Origin of the sequence: Xenorhabdus stockiae (assembly GCF_002632825.1) — a bacterium.
Lineage (GTDB): Bacteria > Pseudomonadota > Gammaproteobacteria > Enterobacterales > Enterobacteriaceae > Xenorhabdus > Xenorhabdus stockiae.
This window is the reverse complement of record NZ_NJAJ01000009.1, coordinates 81,177-101,971: the sequence shown is the minus strand read 5'-3', so window position 1 is coordinate 101,971 and position 20,795 is coordinate 81,177. Positions and strand designations below refer to the sequence as shown.

The 20,795-nt window shown below is 41.4% G+C and carries 19 protein-coding genes; 8 read left to right on the top strand and 11 right to left on the bottom strand.

From position 1 onward, the window contains the following. The first annotated feature begins 23 nt into the window (after positions 1 to 23). Positions 24 to 3,719, top strand: a complete 3,696-nt coding sequence (locus Xsto_RS06265; RefSeq protein ID WP_099124409.1) for an AAA family ATPase — start codon at positions 24 to 26, stop codon at positions 3,717 to 3,719. A 66-nt stretch (positions 3,720 to 3,785) separates the two neighbouring features. Further along, a complete protein-coding gene (locus Xsto_RS06260) occupies positions 3,786 to 4,280 on the top strand; it encodes a TIGR00645 family protein (protein WP_099108879.1) in 495 nt (164 codons plus the stop codon). 35 nt (positions 4,281 to 4,315) lie between these two features. Here Xsto_RS06260 and Xsto_RS06255 read toward each other — a convergent pair whose 3' ends face one another. From Xsto_RS06255 to Xsto_RS06235, 5 genes are all read right to left on the bottom strand, one after another. Beyond that, a complete protein-coding gene (locus Xsto_RS06255) occupies positions 4,316 to 4,816 on the bottom strand; it encodes a tellurium resistance protein TerW (protein WP_099108746.1) in 501 nt (166 codons plus the stop codon). An 88-nt stretch (positions 4,817 to 4,904) separates the two neighbouring features. Further along, positions 4,905 to 5,855, bottom strand: coding sequence for an HpcH/HpaI aldolase/citrate lyase family protein (locus tag Xsto_RS06250; protein ID WP_099108747.1), 951 nt, complete (start codon positions 5,853 to 5,855; stop codon positions 4,905 to 4,907). Between the two features lie 13 nt (positions 5,856 to 5,868). Next, positions 5,869 to 6,948, bottom strand: coding sequence for a cysteine protease StiP family protein (locus tag Xsto_RS06245; RefSeq protein ID WP_099108748.1), 1,080 nt, complete (start codon positions 6,946 to 6,948; stop codon positions 5,869 to 5,871). Continuing rightward, positions 6,945 to 7,736 (bottom strand): HAD family hydrolase, encoded by a 792-nt coding sequence (locus tag Xsto_RS06240; RefSeq protein ID WP_099124408.1) that lies wholly within the window; start codon positions 7,734 to 7,736, stop codon positions 6,945 to 6,947. The genes Xsto_RS06245 and Xsto_RS06240 overlap by 4 nt, the downstream gene beginning before the upstream one ends. After that, positions 7,729 to 8,928 (bottom strand): phosphoribosyltransferase domain-containing protein, encoded by a 1,200-nt coding sequence (locus tag Xsto_RS06235; RefSeq protein WP_099124448.1) that lies wholly within the window; start codon positions 8,926 to 8,928, stop codon positions 7,729 to 7,731. The genes Xsto_RS06240 and Xsto_RS06235 overlap by 8 nt, the downstream gene beginning before the upstream one ends. A 486-nt stretch (positions 8,929 to 9,414) precedes the next feature. Here Xsto_RS06235 and Xsto_RS06230 point away from each other — a divergent pair, with 486 nt between their 5' ends. The 6 genes from Xsto_RS06230 to Xsto_RS06205 all read left to right on the top strand — a co-directional run bounded on the left by Xsto_RS06230 (position 9,415) and on the right by Xsto_RS06205 (position 13,992). Further along, positions 9,415 to 10,002, top strand: a complete 588-nt coding sequence (locus tag Xsto_RS06230) for a TerD family protein (RefSeq protein ID WP_099124407.1) — start codon at positions 9,415 to 9,417, stop codon at positions 10,000 to 10,002. Further along, positions 10,002 to 11,156, top strand: coding sequence for a TerD family protein (locus Xsto_RS06225; protein ID WP_099124406.1), 1,155 nt, complete (start codon positions 10,002 to 10,004; stop codon positions 11,154 to 11,156). The genes Xsto_RS06230 and Xsto_RS06225 overlap by 1 nt, the downstream gene beginning before the upstream one ends. A gap of 188 nt (positions 11,157 to 11,344) precedes the next feature. Then, positions 11,345 to 11,800 (top strand): tellurite resistance TerB family protein, encoded by a 456-nt coding sequence (locus Xsto_RS06220; RefSeq protein WP_099124405.1) that lies wholly within the window; start codon positions 11,345 to 11,347, stop codon positions 11,798 to 11,800. A gap of 26 nt (positions 11,801 to 11,826) precedes the next feature. Further along, positions 11,827 to 12,897, top strand: a complete 1,071-nt coding sequence (locus Xsto_RS06215) for a TerC/Alx family metal homeostasis membrane protein (protein WP_099108753.1) — start codon at positions 11,827 to 11,829, stop codon at positions 12,895 to 12,897. Positions 12,898 to 12,923: 26 nt separating this feature from the next. Further along, positions 12,924 to 13,502, top strand: a complete 579-nt coding sequence (locus Xsto_RS06210; RefSeq protein ID WP_099108754.1) for a TerD family protein — start codon at positions 12,924 to 12,926, stop codon at positions 13,500 to 13,502. Between the two features lie 160 nt (positions 13,503 to 13,662). Then, positions 13,663 to 13,992 (top strand): SymE family type I addiction module toxin, encoded by a 330-nt coding sequence (locus Xsto_RS06205; protein WP_099124404.1) that lies wholly within the window; start codon positions 13,663 to 13,665, stop codon positions 13,990 to 13,992. Positions 13,993 to 14,085: 93 nt separating this feature from the next. Here Xsto_RS06205 and Xsto_RS06200 read toward each other — a convergent pair whose 3' ends face one another. The 6 genes from Xsto_RS06200 to Xsto_RS06175 all read right to left on the bottom strand — a co-directional run bounded on the left by Xsto_RS06200 (position 14,086) and on the right by Xsto_RS06175 (position 20,728). Then, positions 14,086 to 14,832: an SDR family oxidoreductase gene (locus tag Xsto_RS06200; RefSeq protein WP_099124403.1), complete on the bottom strand. Its 747-nt coding sequence runs from the start codon at positions 14,830 to 14,832 to the stop codon at positions 14,086 to 14,088. Positions 14,833 to 14,866: 34 nt separating this feature from the next. Then, positions 14,867 to 16,489, bottom strand: coding sequence for an ABC transporter substrate-binding protein (locus Xsto_RS06195; RefSeq protein ID WP_099124402.1), 1,623 nt, complete (start codon positions 16,487 to 16,489; stop codon positions 14,867 to 14,869). A gap of 222 nt (positions 16,490 to 16,711) precedes the next feature. Then, positions 16,712 to 18,352, bottom strand: coding sequence for an ABC transporter substrate-binding protein (locus Xsto_RS06190; RefSeq protein ID WP_244590347.1), 1,641 nt, complete (start codon positions 18,350 to 18,352; stop codon positions 16,712 to 16,714). A 105-nt stretch (positions 18,353 to 18,457) separates the two neighbouring features. Beyond that, positions 18,458 to 19,234: an ABC-2 family transporter protein gene (locus Xsto_RS06185; protein ID WP_244590346.1), complete on the bottom strand. Its 777-nt coding sequence runs from the start codon at positions 19,232 to 19,234 to the stop codon at positions 18,458 to 18,460. Further along, entirely contained in the window at positions 19,221 to 19,973 is a 753-nt protein-coding gene (locus Xsto_RS06180; RefSeq protein WP_099124400.1) for an ABC-2 family transporter protein, read from the bottom strand. The genes Xsto_RS06185 and Xsto_RS06180 overlap by 14 nt, the downstream gene beginning before the upstream one ends. Next, complete coding sequence (locus tag Xsto_RS06175) at positions 19,970 to 20,728, bottom strand: ATP-binding cassette domain-containing protein (RefSeq protein ID WP_099108760.1); 759 nt, start codon at positions 20,726 to 20,728, stop codon at positions 19,970 to 19,972. The genes Xsto_RS06180 and Xsto_RS06175 overlap by 4 nt, the downstream gene beginning before the upstream one ends. Positions 20,729 to 20,795: the final 67 nt, after the last annotated feature.

The following is a 20,795-nucleotide window of genomic DNA, read 5'->3' as shown; positions in this document are numbered from 1 at the left end:
AGAAATAACGGTCAGGATGCAGTATGAAAATTCTTAGCTTACGGTTGAAAAATATTAATTCTCTACAGGGTGAATGGAAAATTGATTTCACAGCAGAGCCTTTTGCCAGCAATGGATTATTCGCCATTACCGGCCCAACCGGAGCGGGAAAAACTACGCTTCTGGATGCCATCTGCCTCGCCTTATATCACGAGACTCCCCGGCTCAGTACCATTTCAGCCAATCAGAACGAATTAATGACCCGTCATACCGCAGAATGTCTGTCAGAAGTCGAATTTGAAATCAAAGGTGTTGCTTATCGGGCATTCTGGAGTCAGCGGCGTGCCCGTAATCAGGCTGATGGAAAACTCCAATCACCGAAAGGAGAATTGGCGGATAAAAAAACAGGCAAAATTCTGGCTGACAAAATTCCCGATAAAAAAGAAAAGATTGCTGAAATAACCGGACTTGATTTTAAACGGTTTACTAAATCTATACTCCTGTCACAAGGGGATTTTGCGGCATTTTTAAACGCCGATGATAAAGATCGGGCTGATTTATTGGAAGAACTTACCGGTACAGAAATTTATGGCATTCTGTCACAGGAGATTTATCAGCGCCATAAAGAAGCCCAGTCCGAATTGAATATTCAGCAGGCAAAAGCATCTTCAATTGAATTATTAACAGCAGAACAACTGGAAGAATATCGCAATCAACAACAACGGCTGATTGCCTCAGAAATTCAGCTTGGTCAACAGCTAAAAGATTTACAGGTTGCTGAGCAATGGGTTGTACGGCAGCATGAACTAGAACAGTCACTAACGAACCATAAGTTATCACTGCAACAGACTGAACAGGCTATACAGGATGCTTCTCCTCAGTTACAACAATTGACTGCCAGCGAACCGGCTGAAAAAATCCGACCATTATGGGATGCATACAATCGGGCTTTAACCGAACAACAGCGCCTTGATGAGCAAAGCAGAAAAATCCAATTCGAGCTACAACGACAGGTTGCTTTACTGCAACCTGCCCAACAAAAACAGCTTAATTTGGAACAGGCTCAAAAAGAATATCAACAGCATCATATACAGCAGGAGAAATTGATCTCAGAGCAGGTTACGCCACTCGATCATAAGATTGCTATTCAGTCTAAGGACCTGCTCACGCTGGAAAAAGAAGCTACTGTGCAGAATCAGGAACTCGCTGAAATATCAGCTCAGTATCAACTGGCTGAAAACCAGCACATATCGCTGAATAAAGAACAGAAAGTGTTGGAAACATACGATGAAAAACATCCTCATTTCCGCACTCTCGACAAACAGTTACCGAAATGGCAGCAACTCTTTTCCCGTCAGAAAGAAAAACAGGAACAGATAACCAAGCTCAGACAAAAACAACAACAAATGGCTACTGAGCTTGCCCGTACAACTGAAAACCTGAATAGTTTAAATACAGTTCTGGAAAAACAGGCGGCACAATACCAACCATTACAGAATTCACTTGAACTTGCAGAAAAAAAACTGTTGAGCTTACAAACCCAATATTCACCCGATCAACTACAAAAACAGTTATCAGATTACCAATCACAGCTCAATTCACAAAACCAACTGGAAATTTTTCTGCCTCAAGTCGAGCAAATACAGGCAACGATCTTAACTAATCAAGCGCAATTTGCACAAACACAATCATTACTGAAGCCTTTACCTGATCAGTTAAATACCCTTGAGATACAACTGACAGAAACACAACAACACCATCAGGATTTAACCGCCCGAATTCGTCTGGAACAGCGTATTATTAGTCTGGAACAGGAGCGTAATCAGCTCAAAGAGGGGGAAGCCTGCCCGCTTTGTGGGTCAAATAACCACCCTTTGATTAGTGAATATCAGAACATCACCCTACCAAAATCAGAAGAGCGGCTGAAAATTCTTAGCCAAAAAATAGAGCAGCTACAGGGAGAGCGTTCTGCTTTACAGCAAAAGCAGCAGTTCCAGCAACAACAGGGTGAACAACTACAGCAATCCATAGAACGTTTCACATCTCAGCTGGCAGAAATCACTAAACAATGGCAGTACCATTGCCAACAACTGCTAGCACCCGAATTACCAATGGAAGCTGAATCTGTCAGGCACTTTATTACCCTGCGCCAGTCAGCCTATACCCAATCTCAGAAACAATATGAAATACTGACGCAGGCTGAAAAGCAGTACCAAATTGCAGAAAAAACACTCTCAGCTCATCGTGAACAATCCAAATCAGATGAACAAAAATCAGCATTGGAAAAAGTCAGGCAAGAGTCATATCAGAGGCAATTGAAGGAAAATACGGCTGAACTCCATCAGGCAGAAACAGAATATGCCACAACAACAGAGCAATTAATCAATACATTACACGATACGCCGTTTACACTGCCAGAGCCGCAGGAAGTAGGAAATTGGTTACAACAACGTGAAACTGAATTGAAAAACTATCACAGCTCCCGCGAAAAATGGCAGCAATTGCAGCAGGAACAGGCCGTCCTGCAAAGCAAACTGAATGAACTGGAAAAACAAAAAAGCAGAATAATCAATAAACACCAAATACTGACTGAACAGCAACAACAGCAGAAACAGGTATTGCAGGAAACCCAGCAGCAACGTTATCAATTATTTGGCGAACAATCCGTCAACACTGTACGTCAGGAATTGCAGCAAAAAGCGAGCGAACTGGGTAACGCCTGTACACAAGCCACTGCTGATCTACAACAGTTACAGAATCAGGTAAATCAATTAACGGGTGCTGCGGGTGAAATCACACGAAGCTGCCATATTGCCGAAGCCGCATACAAACAGGCATCCGACACCTTCCAGCAAGGTCTGCAACAACAAGAGTTTCCTAATCAAGCCTCTTTTGAACAGGCTTTACTGATGCCGGAACAACGAGAAAATCTTCAACGGCTGCAGGAACAACTTGCCAAACAGAATCTGCAGGCTAAAACACGGTGCCACGAATCTGAAACCCTGTTACAGCGCCACAGGGAAAAATCACCGTTACTGTTGGAACAGTTTGAACCATCACAACTAGCTGAGTTGTTAAGTAATACCGCCAATGAATTAAAACAAAATAACCAGCAGCAAGGTGAAGTCAAAAACCGGCTCACCAGTGATGCCAACAGTAGACATCATCAGCAAGAATTGTTAGATCAAATAGCTCTCTCACAACAGAATTATGATGACTGGAGCTATCTCAATAACCTGCTCGGCTCTGCGGATGGTGCTAAATTCCGGCGTTTTGCTCAGGGGCTGACACTGGATCATTTGGTACATCTGGCAAATAGCCGGTTAGAAAAATTACATGGCCGTTACTATCTGCAACGCAAACGACAAAACAAAGATGATGTCGGCCTTGAGTTACAAGTGGTTGATATGTGGCAAGCCGATGCTATTCGAGATACCAAAACGCTTTCCGGCGGCGAAAGCTTTCTTGTCAGTCTGGCACTGGCATTAGCACTATCTGATCTGGTGAGCAACAAAACCCAGATAGAATCCCTGTTTCTTGATGAAGGATTTGGCACGCTGGATTCTGAAACTCTCGATATCGCACTGGATGCACTCGATCACCTTAATGCAACCGGGAAAACCATCGGCGTTATCAGCCATGTTGAAGCCATGAAAGAGCGTATCCCTGTGCAAATCAAAGTGGAAAAGATGAATGGATTAGGGGTTAGTAAACTAGAGTCAGAATTCAGGGTTCGTTGATATGTATTAGCTCACACACGATCTTGATCTATAATGCAGCTCCTTTTGCAACATATTCAGAACAACATGGAAAGATTTATTGAAAACACAATGTATGCCTCTCGTTGGCTACTTGCACCTGTTTATTTTGGTTTATCACTGGCTTTATTTGCACTAGCTATAAAATTTTTTCAGGAGATCATTCACGTCCTGCCACATATTTTTTCCATCGCTGAATCAGAGTTGATCCTGACTTTGCTTTCTCTGATTGATATGGCTCTGGTTGGCGGATTATTAGTGATGGTCATGTTCTCCGGTTATGAAAACTTTGTTTCAACATTAGATATCGAAGAGCACAAAGAGAAATTAAACTGGTTAGGAAAAATGGACGCCACTTCGCTTAAAAATAAAGTTGCGGCTTCCATTGTTGCCATTTCATCCATTCATCTGCTGCGTGTCTTTATGGATGCTCGGAATGTGCCGGATAGTAAATTAATGTGGTATGTGATTATCCACCTCACTTTTGTGGTATCAGCATTTGTGATGGGATATCTGGATAAACTCACACGCCATCATCATTAGAAAGAAATCTTACCCGCCCTAATGCCAGTTCAATATTACTTGCTGGCATTAAGGGGCTCCGTTCTTTTTCGTGAATGACCATTCGCGGTTTCTTTCTGTAATTCGTCGATAAACCTATCTACGAACATTTCAACTATCTCACTTCTGCTCGTTCCAAGCCGATTGGATAGCCCGTCTATTTTTCGGATGACAGACATCCGTAATGACAGGGAAACCGGTTTCTTCTTTTCCTTATCAAGGAAAACGTGGCTGGTGGCTTCCTTTAATTCAAAGTTATTATGCTGAGTGAGCAGCTCTTCAATCCTGCGCACCTCTTTTCTGGTCAATAACCCCTTATCTACTAGTTGGTAAGTATTTCCAATTTTGCTAAACCGGATATCAGCACGATAGTGATCCCTTAGTTCCCTTAAAGTACGAGTCAATGTTGGACCAGAACAACTAAGTGCCTCGATCACTTTTACCTTGCTGACAGGTCTTTCATGAGAAAGCAGCAAAGTTAATTTAAAATTTCTGAGTTGTTTGGGGCTAAGTAACATCGTTTTCAATTACCAAGTCAGGAATACGGTAACTTCCTAATATATAAACACAGCATCCAGCATAGCTTCTCATGCTGGTAAATCAATATTAAAGCGAGTTAAAAACCCCATAATTTTCAGTTTCACTTCCTGAACAGACACCATTATATTTCGCCCGTTCCAGAATATTTACAGCCCAGCGCCAGTGTGTAGCCGGTTCACACATTGCGCCCTGAAACTTAAATACCGCCTGCTTTGTATTAAGGATTTTTAAGGCATCAGCATAATCATGGTTGTTCACCATCAATGCCTTATGGATATGTTCTATTTGCCGTGGATGAATAGCTGTTTTCCCGACAAACCCATGAGCAATATCCAATACAAGCTCTTTCTCAAGTAACTCCAGATTATCAATATGCTCACAAACGGGAGCTGTTAAATAAAAACCTCGTGAACCAAAAACAGCCACCAGCATTTTTATCACATACCCCATTGGGCCATCATATAACGTGAGTTCACGCGAACGACGTATCGAAATAAGATTCATCAGATCATTACCACCAACACGTAACGCAATGACCCGCTCGCAGAAAGGGTGAGATTTTAGCTTATCGGCCAAATAGTTCATTTGCTGCACATCAAAAACATCTTCAGTTTCCAATGTCGGCATAACGCCAAGATGCGTTGAAGCAATAATATCCCACCATTCAGGTAATAATGATTGCGTGAATTTAGGCAATACCAGACCCGTGACAAGGCTAAGATCAACAGTATTGACCAGATATCGTCCCATAGACTCATTCCGTGGGCGGATAAAAATCAATGGATAATGATCAGTATTAGCGGCTGAACCCTTAGCCGCAGCCAGTATCTGTAATACAGATACGAGGTTTTCGATAGCGACGGGAATATCCTCTTCTACGACCGAATCCTCCAGACAAATCACCAAAGAACGTAATCCTACCACTTTATTACACAGGATAATTTCCGGAATATCTGGGCGGGTCGCTGGCATATAAAGTGTCGCGCCAAGCTGGTTTGCGAAAGGGTTCTGTTTCATCGGATCACCTTTTTTATGCTACTTTTTTGATAATCGTGACTGCCCGATATTGGCCAATCAAATCACCTACTTCTGTAATGGCAACATTTTTCTGCTGTGCCAGATAAACCAGCAAAGCAACGTCAGGATCATTTTTAGAACGGACAAGTACCTGTTCAGGAACACGCCTCAGCACAGCACGCGTTGCTTCCGCAATTCCCGGTTTGATACGATTAATGCTATTGACCTCATATAAATCAGCAAGAGTGGAAATAACTTTCTTACTTAATTGCAGTAAAACCATTTTCTCCTGAGGCTGCCAATCAGCCGCAGGTATGGTCGCCAAATCCAGATGCCCCCGGCATTCAGCAACAGTATCTACCAGCATTCCACTGCATTCAAACTCACTCAGATGATCACATTTCACACATCCATGCAACCCATTTTCACTCCAGATTGAACGCGATATTAACCCTGATACCGGTGCTCCCATGATCCCAAAAGGAATTAACCAATCATCATCACTGGCTGCCAGCCACGAACATCCACACGGATCGGCCAGTACGACCAAACGGGGAATACCTGAATAACCCGGCCGTCCAGCTAATGAACGGGATAATTCTGCTGTAATCGCACCTTTACCTGTCCAGCCATCCACAAATACCAGACCAGCCGTCCCATGCTGCTGTTCTATATACGAGAGCGCCGTATCATCAATGCCACGATCCCGTATGATACTGATCCCATAGTGATACGAATGTTGCCCCATATCCCGTAAAACCTGATGCAACATCACACCCAGAGGAACTCCCGCCCTGACTAAGCTCACCAGCACAATAGGTGTGTCACCAAAACGTGATACCAAAGCTTTGGCAAGCATAACAACTTCAGTTGCCAGTCTGGTTGCTCCTATTTCCAGTGCTTTATCAAACAGTTCAAGGTGATAAGAGGTCGGTTCTGGTTCCTGACTCAACATTTCAGAATAATGACGGGTGCCAGACTGAATTAACTGTTCTTTAATCTCAACCGGTGTCATTTCAATCTGAACAGGCTTTAGTAAGAAATGAACATCACCGCTGGCGTAAGAGCCAGAAAAAGGAAGAAAACTATTCATTTATTTAGGGTTCCGAATAAAGAAGCCGTTAATGTGTCAGCAAATTGACTGCGTTGAGGGATCGCAAGCCAGTCACACCATTTCATAAACCGATGATCACTTAAGCTATCCCCCATGCCAATAACAGGAAAAACACCTCTCTCATCGTGAAGCCTTTGCAGAAGGTGATGAGTTGCCAATCCCTTATCGACACATTTAGGTAAAAAAGCGAGGTTATTATCGTTGTAGTGAAAATAAAAATCGTCGGCATCAAAAATATCACTCATCACCTGAGTCACTGCTGTAAGCAGCGTCTTAAGCTCTTTTGCCCGATTATGCTTATTACACTTAAACGAAATATAAACAGGGACATCACCATATTCATAGTTAATGCGTGACCATACAGAAAAACCGCCGGATGCTATCAGTCGATTCCCCTGATATTCCAATTCCAGCAATTTATCCCGGTAATGCTGAAGTTCAGCCAACATATGTGACTGCCATACCTGATCCGCATGCCCTTCCGGTGTCAGAAGCACCGCACCGTGAGTGGCAATACGCCATGAAGTGAACGGAAGCTGTACCCGGCTAAGCTGCTCTGTATTTCTGGCTGTCACAGGGATCACTTCCGCATTCGCCAACAGCCAGTCAACCAGCATAGCCTGCTGTTCTGTCATATAACTATGAGGAGCCTGCTGCCTGTCTACAGTCGCTACGCGAAGCGAGGTAATATCCGTCAGATCATTTATTTTACGGCGGGTTTGAAATAACGTATCGTCAAGATCAGTAAAAAATACGGGCTTAATCATAAGTCACAATCTCTATCACTGGAGCAACCAGAGATAATTGCTCCATCAGATTCGGATCAACTGCGGCTTTAGGTGTTTCAAGGCAGAGTAGGACGCGATCAAACTGCTGGTGCGCTACGTTATAAAGAAAATTGGGGATCCCCAGACCATAATTATCCGTAAATGCCATCACAGACTGAATAGCGTGCCCGCAAGAGATAGGAGAACGGGTTGTCGAACCAAACTTCACGGCAGCCCCTTCTTGCTCAAGGCGTTCTGCCAGCAAAAACGGTTGCCAGACAAATTCACTGGAGCCCAGCACCAAGACCTTTTCACCAACGTTAGCCAGGATCTCAGCACCCAGATCATATTGAATATCGTCCAGCCCCAAGCGCCCCCAGTTCTGTGTGCCGATAATATCGACTTTTCCCCGTGCCGTGACATTCACCGCAGGCATAACCGGCACAGGAGCTGAACTATCCGCATCCCATTGCCACTCACCTTCTATCAGGGAAATAACTGAGACAGGAAGCGGGCAGCGTTTTATGATGCTTTGCCCACTCCAGTCCGTCAGAGTCACTGTAATGATATGTTCAATATGTTCCAGCCCGGCACAACGCAATGCTTCAAACAGATTGAGAAAAGTATTGCCAGTCGTTGCTTCATCATCAATCAGAACCAGTGTACGGGCATGGCTTACCCGCTGGCGCAAATGTTCTTCTTTCGGCCAGTAGATCAGATGGTCTGTTGCATGACTATGATTTTCCTTAAACTCACACAACAAATCACCTTCAACCGGATGGCGTGTTGATGTCAGAAATATCGGAGAAGTAACTTTATGCCGGGTTTCCTGAAAAACCCCCGCCGCCAGCCCAACCGCCGTTTCTGCCATCCCGATATAGAGCACCGGTCCGGGAAGATTAACGGGGAATTTATCTGACAACTGCTGATAAACTGTACGCATAATAGACGGACTGACCGGAATATGACGCCCGAGCACTTTGCTGACAAATAAGAATGCCCTTTTCGGATTACGTCGTTCAGCAATATCAAACAACGCTTCCAGAGACGTTTCACCACACTCAGCCGTCACAGTTAATGTTCCGCTGTTTAACTGTTTTTGATAGCTTTGTTTTTGATAACTTGTTTTTTGGTAACTTTGCTTTTTATTCGCCGGGAATGAGTGACGCTGAAGATGATTACATGCGGTCATACAGAAGCCTTTTAAAAGAATTTCAGCAATATCAGGAAGTGAGGCAAAAGCAGTGGTGATTCTTTCATAAAACAAATTTCCCTTTCATAAACCAAATTTTTTTATCCAGACAACGCCTATTGCTAAATAGACGTTAGCCAAATTTGTTACGTCCATTTTCCAGTTCAAATTCGGTGAAATATGCGCCGAAGTCTAGAGCTTAGCCACACTTAATGTCAATCATAATATGATTTTTTAAATAAGAATTTGTTTGACTTTTCTCCATGGAAAAGAAATGATAAAACACGAAGCCAGATTGCTCTCTATCATACATTTAACAGATAGTTGCAATTTGTGAGGATCATAATATGACAGGATTTCAGCTATATATCTGGTCATATTATGATTTTCTACATAAGTGAAATTATCGCAATTCACTGATAGCGATTCACGATAAAAAACAAATCACTTATAAAACAATTCACCGATAAATAAGAGGTGTTATTAATGGTTTCATTGAGTAAAAATCAGTCCGTTTCGCTGACCAAACAGAGTACTTCGCTGGCTAAAATTGATTTTGGTCTGGGATGGGATCCAATAGCTCAAAAAAAAGGCTTCTTGTCACGTTTGTTCGGCGGAGACAGTAATGAAATTGATCTGGATGCCAGCTGCATTCTGCTCGATGCATCCGGCAATTCCATTGACATTGTCTGGTTCGGCCAGCTTAAATCCGAATGTGGTTCGGTAAGGCATAGTGGCGACAATCTGACAGGAGAAGGCGACGGAGATGATGAAGTCATCAGCGTCGATTTGGTTAAACTGCCTGCCAATGTTGAATACCTTGCTTTTACCGTTAATAGTTTTCGCGGTCAAACCTTCAACGATGTTGAAAATGCGTTCTGTCGTGTTGTTGATCAAAACGGCAAAGAGCTGGCGCGCTACCAGTTAAACGAACAGGGTGCTCATACCGGCATTATTATCTCTTCCCTGCGCCGTAATAGCGGTATGTGGGATTTCACCGCACATGGGGTTCCCTGCCGTGGGCGTACCATTGATGATATGTATCCACAAATCGTTGAAACGGTGGTGCGCTGATGAATCTGACTCCGGGGGGAAATGCCCCCGTCTCCGATCAAATGCTGACCATCAGGGTACTTTCAGGTTTAGCAGTCGATGTCTCCGCTTTCCGTCTGTATGCTGATGGTAAGGTGCAGGGCGATCCGGATATGGTCTTTTATGGGCAGCCGGATAATGACGATAACACCATTCGCCTGTCTGGCGGTAATACCAATACCGCGTTTTCCGTTAACCTGCCGGCTCTTCGGCAAGACGTTCAAAAAGTTGCATTCACCGCGACCTGCGACGGCAGCCAGACTATCTCCAGCCTTCGCAGCCTTTCTATTCAGGTCGAACTGAATGGGAGTGTGATTTTACAGGGGCACGTTGAAGTTCAGGGGCGTACAGAAGCCGCATTGATCCTCGGTGAACTTTATCGCCGTAATGGTGAATGGAAGTTTCGTTTTATTGCTCAGGGTTTTAATGGTGGCCTTCAGCCTCTGGCAGAACATTTTGGTGTCGATATTGTCGATGATGCGCCAGCGTCGCCACCAACTCCGGCTCCTGAACCGAAAAGTGTCAATCTGAGCAAAGTTTCTCTGACGAAAGAAAAACCCGCGATCAGTCTGAGTAAACGTGACAACTTCGGTGAGATCCGCGTCAATCTTAACTGGAATCAGGGAGCAGCGCCTGCCAGCCGTGGCATGTTTCAAAACCTGTTTAATACCAGTAAGGGGGTAGATCTGGATCTCGGTGCTTTCGTCCGGCTCCGCGATGGCACCCGTGACGTTATACAGGCATTAGGGAACGGTTTCGGTGCTTATCATAGCGAGCCTTATGTCCAGTTACAGGGGGATGATCGCACAGGCAGTGTTACTGATGGTGAATGGCTCCATATCAATGGTCTTGAGTGGAAAAATATCAGTGAAGTGCTGATCTATGCCTTTATCTACGAAGGTGTACCGAGCTGGAACAATACGGATGGTATTGTCACGATTTACGTCAATGGCCAGCCTCCGATTGAAACCCGTCTGACAGAAGGGCATAACCGCAAAAATATGTGTGCCATTGCCCGTCTTGTTAATGACAACGGTGACATTCAGGTAGAGCGTATCAACCAGTATTTTAGTGGTCATAAAGAGATGGACCAAGCTTTTGGCTGGGGCTTTCGCTGGACATCAGGCAGTAAATAATACGTCCATTTTTATATACCCAATGGATTTCGAATTGCATCGCGGCGGCAAGGGAGGGCATCCCCGGGAGCATAGATAACCGTATATTTATAAAAACGGTGACTGGGGTGAACGATCGTAGCCAACAAAGAGGCAATTTGAAAGACGACGAGTATACATACTCGTTATACAAACTAACGGAGGGACTTATGTCCTTTTTAAACAAAATCAAATCGGCATTCAGTGTAGGCCGCGAAGAGCTGACCAATCAGGTTGGCCGTTTCAAAAACAAAAAATTCATGGAAGGAACTGTTGCTGTGTGCGCGCATGTCGCAATGGCAAGTAACGGTGTCAGCTCTGAAGAAAAACAGAAAATGGTGGGATTCATCAAAAGCTCCCCTGAACTGAAAGTCTTCGATACGACTGAAATTATCGAATTCTTCAACAAGCTGGTCAGCAGCTATGAATTTGATGCTGATATCGGTAAAGGCGAAGCGATGAAATACATCATGGCGCTGAAACAGCAGCCGGAAGCAGCACAGCTTGCTTTACGTGTCGGAATTGCTGTTGCCAAAAGTGATGGCGACTTTGATAACGATGAAAAAAATGCTGCCAGAGAAATATGCACAGCCTTAGGCTTTGTACCGGCAGATTTCGATCTGTAATCACGGATAATTAAGAGGCTTACTTCATGGTATCCACGCACATTGGTTTTCCGATGGAAACCGTTGCTGTATTTATTATTCTGTCGGTTGGTGCGCTCTTTATCGACCTTTTTATGCATCGTCATGATAAGCCGATTTCGCTGCGCAGTGCCGCTCTCTGGTCTGTCTTCTGGGTTGCTGTCGCTTTTGTTTTCGCGGGATTCCTGTTTGTCCATCACGGCGCCGAAGTCGCAAGCCTGTTTATCACCGGTTATGCACTGGAGAAGGTGCTTTCCGTCGATAACCTGTTTGTCATTATGGCAATTTTTTCTTGGTTCGCTGTCCCGGATCGTTATCGCCACCGCGTTCTTTACTGGGGCATAGTTGGTGCCATTGTCTTCCGTGGTATTTTCGTTGCTATCGGGGCAAGCCTACTGACATTGGGACCGTGGGTTGAAATGGTTTTTGCCGCCATCGTCGGCTGGACAGCAGTTATGATGCTGAAAAGTGGTGACAATGATGATGAAATCGAAGATTACTCACAACACTTAGCCTACCGCTTGGTGAAGCGTTTCTTCCCTATCTGGCCGAAACTGCGCGGTCATGATTTCATGCTCACTCAGAAAGAAGTCGATGCAGAGCTGGCAAAACCAGAAAATGCTGATGTAACGATCGGCCGTAAAACCAGTGATCTTAAAAACAATAGTGAAAAAGCGGGGCGTGTCGGTAAAGCGGCTCTTTATGCCACGCCACTGATGCTGTGTCTGGCTGTAGTTGAACTTTCTGACGTCATGTTTGCTTTTGACTCTGTTCCCGCAGTGATTGCTGTCAGCCGTGAACCATTGATCGTTTACAGTGCCATGATGTTCGCCATTTTAGGTCTGCGTACACTCTACTTTGTACTGGAGGCACTGAAAAAGTATCTCGTCCATCTGGAAAAAGCCGTTATTGTCCTGCTGTTCTTTATTGCTATCAAATTGGGGCTTAACGCATCTGAACATATGTTCCACCACGGCTACTCTATTTCGGCGACAAGCAGCCTGTTTGTCGTACTCGGGGTACTGGCTGCCGGTATTATTGCCAGCTTGCTGTTTCCCGAAAAAGAAAAAACAAGCTAAATCCATAAATAAATGAGGAAAAAATAATGGGTGTATCTCTTTCTAAAGGCGGTAACGTTTCTCTGACCAAAGAAGCGCCAACAATGAAAAATGTTCTGATCGGTCTCGGCTGGGATGCCCGCGCGACTGACGGACAGGACTTTGACCTTGATGCTTCAGCGTTCCTGCTGGCAGCAAACGGCAAAGTACGCGGTGATGCTGATTTCATTTTCTACAACAACCTGAAATCTTCTGATGGTTCTATTATGCACACTGGCGATAACCGCACCGGTGAAGGGGATGGTGATGATGAATCACTGAAAATCAAACTGGATCAGATCCCTGCTGATGTAGATAAAATCGTTTTTGTTGTCACCATTCATGATGCTCAGACTCGTCGTCAGAGCTTCGGACAGGTTTCAGGTGCGTTCATTCGCCTGGTTAACGATGACACACAAGCTGAAGTTGCCCGTTATGACCTGACTGAAGATGCTTCGACTGAAACTGCGATGCTGTTCGGTGAACTGTACCGCCACAATAGTGAGTGGAAATTCCGTGCAGTTGGTCAGGGCTATGCGGGTGGCCTGGCATCTGTTTGTGCTCAGTATGGCATTAACGCAGCCTAATTCGCTTTAATTAAGTGATTTAATACAAAACCCTGCCTGATAATATCGGCGGGGTTTTTATTTCCTGAATAAGATTAACACTTCTCACAACATAATTTTCTCACCACTTAAAGTACTGCTAAAGTATTACGAAATCTCCAAATAACACAAGGAACGTCAAATGAGTCTTCATGTTTTATTTCGCCACACTGATATCCCCGAGTTAACCCTCAGTGGCAGCAAACTCAGTGATGCCGGGTTTATTTCTGATTCACTCTTTCATATATCCCAGCACTCAGATGGGATAATTCTTTCTCTGCTTGCCCCCGAGACTGATCTTACTAATCTGATCCACGAAATTGAAAACAAGCCAGAACAGGGAATAGATAATATTCGTGAAAATGGAGAACTCTATCTTGCCGGCGACTGGCTAACTGACAGTCAATTGATAGAGCAACCCATTAATATTGAAATAACGTTCGGGAAAATAATTCTTAAACCTAAGCAATAATGTCAAACTTTTTGTCGCAATCTGCCAGATAACTCAACCGGAAAAATACGCCATTTTCTCCGGTTGAGTTCTTAGTTCCAAAAAAGCGAAAGTCTATTTTCCTCCCGCCAAATCCATAAAATTACCCGTTACATACGATGCATCATCAGATAGCAACCATGCAATCGCTGCTGCGACTTCTTCAGGCTGCCCGCCTCTTTTCATCGGCAGGGAATCTTTAATTCTGTCAACCCTGCCAGGTTCACCGCCATCAGCATGGATTTCGGTATAAATTAATCCGGGGCGAACGGTATTTACCCTTATCCCCTGTGCCGCAACTTCCAGAGATAACCCCGTGGTCAATGTATCTACAGCACCTTTTGAAGCAGCATAATCGATATATTCATAGGGAGCCCCCAACCTTGCCGCTGCTGATGAAACATTAACAATCGCCCCACCCTGTCCCCCATGCCGGAAAGCCATTCTTTTGACTGCCTCTCTGGCACACAGAAAATAGCCCGTGATATTGGTGGCAAACATCTCATTCAAACGCTCAGCAGTTAGCTGCTCAATGGTAGTCTGAGCCTTTAAAATGCCCGCATTATTCACCAGCCCAGTGATATACCCCAGTTCCTTTTCCGCCTTCTGAAACAGAGCCATAACCTGCTGTTCATCGGTTACATCCATCTGAACAGCCAGTGCCGATTGCCCCAGGCTTTGGATCATGTCCACAACTTCCTGTGCGCGTTCTCTGCGAGAGCGATAACTAATGCAAACATGATGCCCTTTCTTTGCCAGATCAAGCGCTGTTGCTTTACCAATACCACGGGAACCACCCGTAATAATTGTGACTTTCTGCATAGGGCTATCTTCCTCATTATTTATGTTGAGTTAATTAATGCTTAATGACAAAAAGATCTTTCGTGGCTGTAAATCCGGATATATTAGCATAATACCCCCCAATATAAGGTTTTACTAACACCGCAGTCACAGCGTAATAAACGGGTGCAATAGGAGCATCTTTTATCAAAATATCAACAGACCTCTGAAAGTCAGCCTGATTATTGGTTTCTCCCGCTTTTTCCACCGAATTATCAAACTCTTTATTTGAATAGAATGAAGTGTTATTACTCTGGTTAGTACTGAATATATTTAAAAAGGATACAGGATTATTATAATCCCCAATCCATCCTCCCCTGACAACATCAAACTTACCCTGATGTTCATTATCCAGCATGACTTTCCATTCTTCGGCTTGTAATTTCGCAATAACACCAAGATTCTTTTTCCACATAGAAGCAGCTGCAATTGCAATTTTTTTATGTTGCTCTGATGTATTATAAACCAGGTTAAATTTAAGCGGATTGTTCTTATTAAAACCTGCTTCAGCTAATAATTCCCGTGCTTTTTTATTTCGTTGTTCTTGTGTCCACGAAGCATATTCCGGTAATTTAAATTTAAACCCACCAATCCCCGGTGGCAGTATGGTATAAGCAGGTATCTGGCCCTGAGCAACAACCCGATTAGCAATAATATCCCGATCCAAAGATAAATTTAAAGCCTGTCTGACTCTGGCATCATTAAACGGATATTTTTTATTATTAAAATCATAATAATATGTACTCAGAAGCGGCGTAATATGAATCTGTCCTCCTATTGTTCGTTTTAATGAAGCAAAGTCTTCTAACGGAATAGTAAATGTCATATCAACCCCTCCGGCTAAATAACGATTTAATTCTGATTTATTTGACGAGATGGGTAGATACGTGACTTTATTAATTACCGTATTTTCATCATCCCAATAATAGTGATTTCTGACTCCAACAACCTTTTCATTAACATGCCATTCAGATAGCTTAAATGGCCCACTAGAGACAAAATATTCAGGTTTTACCCATTTATCACCATATTTTGTCACTACTTTTTCATTAATTGGGTACAGAATCGGAAAGGCTAACATTTGTAGAAAATAACCAACCGGTTTCTCCAATTTAACCTCAACCGTCGCATCGTCCAGCGCTTTAACACCCAATTCTTCCGCTTTCTTCTGGCCATTAAGAATAGCTTGCGCATTGACAACGAAAGCATCAGCAAGATAACTGCCATAAGGAGAAATTGTTGCAGGCTCAATCAACCGCCGCCAGCTGAAAACAACATCATGAGCAGTGATAGGTGTACCATCAGACCATTTGATACCTTTTCTTAAATGAAACACCCACGTTTTATTATCTTTTGTTTCCCAGCTTTCAGCCAATCTGGGTTCAATTTTATTGTTTTTATCCGTTCCGACTAATCCTTCAAAAAAATCATTGATAATATTCAGTGAAACATTATCTTCAGCTTTATCAACATCAAGTGATGCAGGTTCTGCACCATTATTACGAATAACCTCCTGTTTTTCATTCAATTGTATACCGGGTGGAATAACGGCGGCATAGGATGAAGTAATACTAAAAAATATCATAGTCATAGAATAAACTAATATTTCTATTTCTCTATTAATTATTTTATTTAACATGTCATTTTCCTCTATTGCTGTAATGTGATTTTTATTATTAATTAGAAACATTGTCGTGTGCTTTAAATAAGGTATACACATCTATTATTTAATAATAGCACTTGAAAAAATAACATTTTAAAAAAAGCCAATTAATGATTTCGATGATGAATAGCACAGTAAAAAAAGCTGCAACTGAGCCAGATGCAGCTTGAATTCTGATAAGAATAATTATCTTATATTTTAATGTTCTATAATATAAAGATCTTTAGTGGATACATAACCCATAGGGGTAACATAAAATCCACCAACATATGGCTTCACCATTTTAGAATTAACATAATAATAAATAGGAATAACAGGTGAATCTTTAGTTATAATATCCAGGCCTTTCTGCTGATATAATACATCATTAGTCTCACTCGCTTTTTTAATGGCTGTATCATAATCACTATTATTATATAAAGCAGTATTTTTCACCTGCCCTGACATAAACATATTCAGAAAGCTCATTGGGCTATTATAATCGGCAATCCATGCCCTTCTGATAACCTCAAACTTACCCTGATGCATATTATCCAGCATCACTTTCCATTCCTGATTCTGCAAAGTAACCTCTACACCCAGGTTCTTTTTCCACATTGAACTAACTGCAATAGCAATTTTTTGGTGTGATTCATGAGTATTGTAAAGCAAATTAAATTTCAATGGATTGTCTTTATTGAACCCTGCTTCATTCAATAGTACTTTGGCTTTTTCAATACGCTGCTCCTGAGTCCATGAAGCATAATCAGGCTCTGAAAACTCGAAGCCGCCAGTATTGGGGGGAACAAGGGTATAAGCAGGCTTTTGCCCCTGCCTTAATACTTTATAAGCGATCACATCTCTGTCTACCGCTAAATTTAATGCCTGCCTGACTTTAATATTATCAAAAGGTGGTTTTTTATTATTAAATTCATAGAAATAAGTACCAACTTTAGGAGATGTATAAACCTGCTCTCCCATTTTTTCCTTTACCGATTCAAAAGACTCCAGTGGAATGGTGCCAGTAAAATCCACTTCACCAGCCAGATAACGGCTTAAAGCAGATTTTTCAGAAGCAATAACAAGATAATGTACTTTATCTATAACGGTGTTTTTATCATCCCAATATTGTGGATTTCTGACTCCTATGATTTTTTCATTCACCTTCCACTCGGACAGTTTAAATGGCCCATTTCCCACAAAATTACCCGGCCTTGTCCATTTATCACCATATTTTTCAATAGCGTTTTTATTCACAGGTACCATAACGGTATGCGTTAATGCCTGTAAAAAATCACCCATTGGTTTATCCAGACGCACTTCCAAGGTCATATCATCTAATGCTTTTACTCCAAGTTCTTCTCCTTTCTTCTTACCTGTAAGCACATCATTAGCATTGATAATGCTGATATTTTCAAGATAACTACCATAGGGAGATACAATGTCAGGCTCAACCAAACGTCGCCAACTAAAAACAAAATCATGGGCTGTAATCGGTGTGCCATCAGACCACTTAATTCCTTTTCTCAGATGAAAAACCCATGTTTTATTATCACTGGTTTCCCACCGTTCAGCCAACCTTGGCTCAATATTGCCCTGCCTATCGATATAAACTAGTCCCTCAAAAAAATCGTGAATAATATCAAACTCAACATCACTGGAGACTTTATGCACATCCAATGAGGCAGGCTCTGATAGACTATTACGTACAATTTCCTGCTTAGCCGCCAGTTTTGTTCCTTCCGGCACAACAGCGGCGTAAGATAATGAAACATTTCCAAATATTGCTGCAATAACACAAGAGAGTATGCTGATTTTTTTCTTTACTGCTAAATTAGTCATCATTTTTTGTATAGCCATAATAAAGCTCTCCATAATTATATTATCACTTAAACATTCATCATTATATTTCTCTATAAAAAACTGACTTACCTGCCATCTTAAAAAACACTTCAACACTTGTTTTCACGTTACATATTTGGCATATCTTCTGACGCCAATATCAAAAAATAATTTAGCCACAATAATTAAAATTAATGTGATGGCTGACTGAATAAAAAACCACTTCACGCTCATTATCCCATTTGCAACTGAAGCGGGAACGCCAGTTATAAATAAACAAGGAAGTACAAACATCAGAATAATACGTATCAAGCCGTGAAAAGACTGCTCAGGCCTGACTAACACCTTAAAACAAGGGTTAGAATATTTAATACTGACTAAAGCAGATGTCCAGAATATGCTTGTTCTTATGATCCATGTGATCGCTGTCAGGACTAAAACTCCCTCAAAGACCATAATTAAATGTAAAAACACGTACAAAATATCAGTATTTAAATAAATATGAACAGCAAAAAACAATACTAAAGATAAAAATGACAATAAAAAGTGTTCGAATGCAATGCCTGTTGCAACATAAAGAAATTGAGTATTTATCGGCAGTATCAAATGCGGATCTAACTTTAATGACTTAACTTTATTTGTCAGTAAAAAACTTCCTCTTCCGAATAAAAAAAGATAAAAATTATCTACCAAACATACCGTAGTAAAAAAGATAAGAACGAAATCATTAGACAAAATATAATCAGAAGACTTTGAGCCTAAAATGGCATACCAGAAAAAACCCTGCGCCATATAGAAATTAAAATTAATAAAAGCCGCCATCCAAAAATTAAAAGGGCTTTTTTTAGCTTCTGATAAACTATTTTTAAACCCTGTAAATATAATATTAAGCATTGCCATTATACCCTTGATTATACTTTATCATATAACGCCAGATGACACTAAAAATTATCATCAGGAAGAACATTACTAATAAGCCACTCAGTATAAAGTAAAGAGAGATTGAATTTGTTGCAATTTTAACAGGGACGTAAGTAATGTATTGAAAAGGAATATAATTAAAAAACATTTTTATGGTGTCATTAAATACATCTAATGGTATTACGGCACCTGATAATGCCCATGATAACGTATCCTTTACCATAATAAAGGAGTAGGCCCCTCTGAACTTAAAAGCCATACAAGATAATATCATTGTTAAATATAAATTTATAAATAAGCCTATACATAATGCAACCAATAACCATAAAAGGTTTGGCAAGTTACCCTGATACCAGATGATAAAAATAACTAATGGAGACATAACAAACATTCTGGCTAACATCTGCCCAAAAGCATACTCAGAATAATACAGCAATATTGACTTTGGCATGATGATTAATCTATCAACACTACCATCTTCAATATTGAATGCTAACCTCTCCGGAAATCCTGAAATACTTGTTAACTGAAAAATCATCACTGACCATAATATATAAGTGATTATCTCATTACGTGTGTAATGAGCAAAATCACTTGAACCTGTCATTGTACTCCAAAAGGATAATTCAACAGCATACAGTGTTATTATAAGAAAGTAGTAGCCTAATATAATATTCTTAGCTCTGATAGCTTCTATAAAAGAGAATTTAGCAATCACAAGAATAACCTCTCTAAATATATCGCATTCTTTTCCTTGGAATCACATTCATTCAGGTTTACTCTTGATACTTCGCCCTCTTTCAGAAAGATAATATCCTTACAGATATCAGCTATATCTATCATATTATGTGAAGTAATAAGTATTTTACTCTCATTGTTATCAGCATAATCTTTTAAAATACTACGTAATAAAATCTGTGATTCTATATCCAATCCAATCGTTGGCTCATCCAAAATAAGAAGCTTTGGCTTATTCAACATATGTATTAATAAATTAGATTTAACAGACTGGCCTAAAGAACACGTTTTTGCTGGTTTCCTTGCAATATTTCTAAGATTCATCATCTCTATCATGCTCTCAACATGATCTTTATCATAAATACGTTTATATATTTTTGAAAAAAGTTCTATATTCTCATAGAGAGATAACTCCTCCCAGAGCATTGACCGATTTCCAAAAAGGACACCAAGGTTAGATAAAAGCTTTGCAGGACGCCCATATGGAGAGGTGCCAAACACAGTAATATCACCAGAGTTTGGTGTTAAAATTCCCGTAATTAACTTTATTAATGTTGTTTTACCTGCTCCATTTTTCCCCAGCAATCCAATAATTTTCTCATCATTAAATATTTCAATACTTAGGCTTTCAAATAATTTCACCTCAGTTTCATTTGATTTAAATAAATTCTTAAAAAATCCATTCTGGATTTCCCTGTTTCGATAGCTAAAATATAAATTATTTATTTTTATCATATAAATTTACTAATTGTAGTCAGAAATATACATGCCCACTAAATATGTGTGCTCTCTACCCTTCATA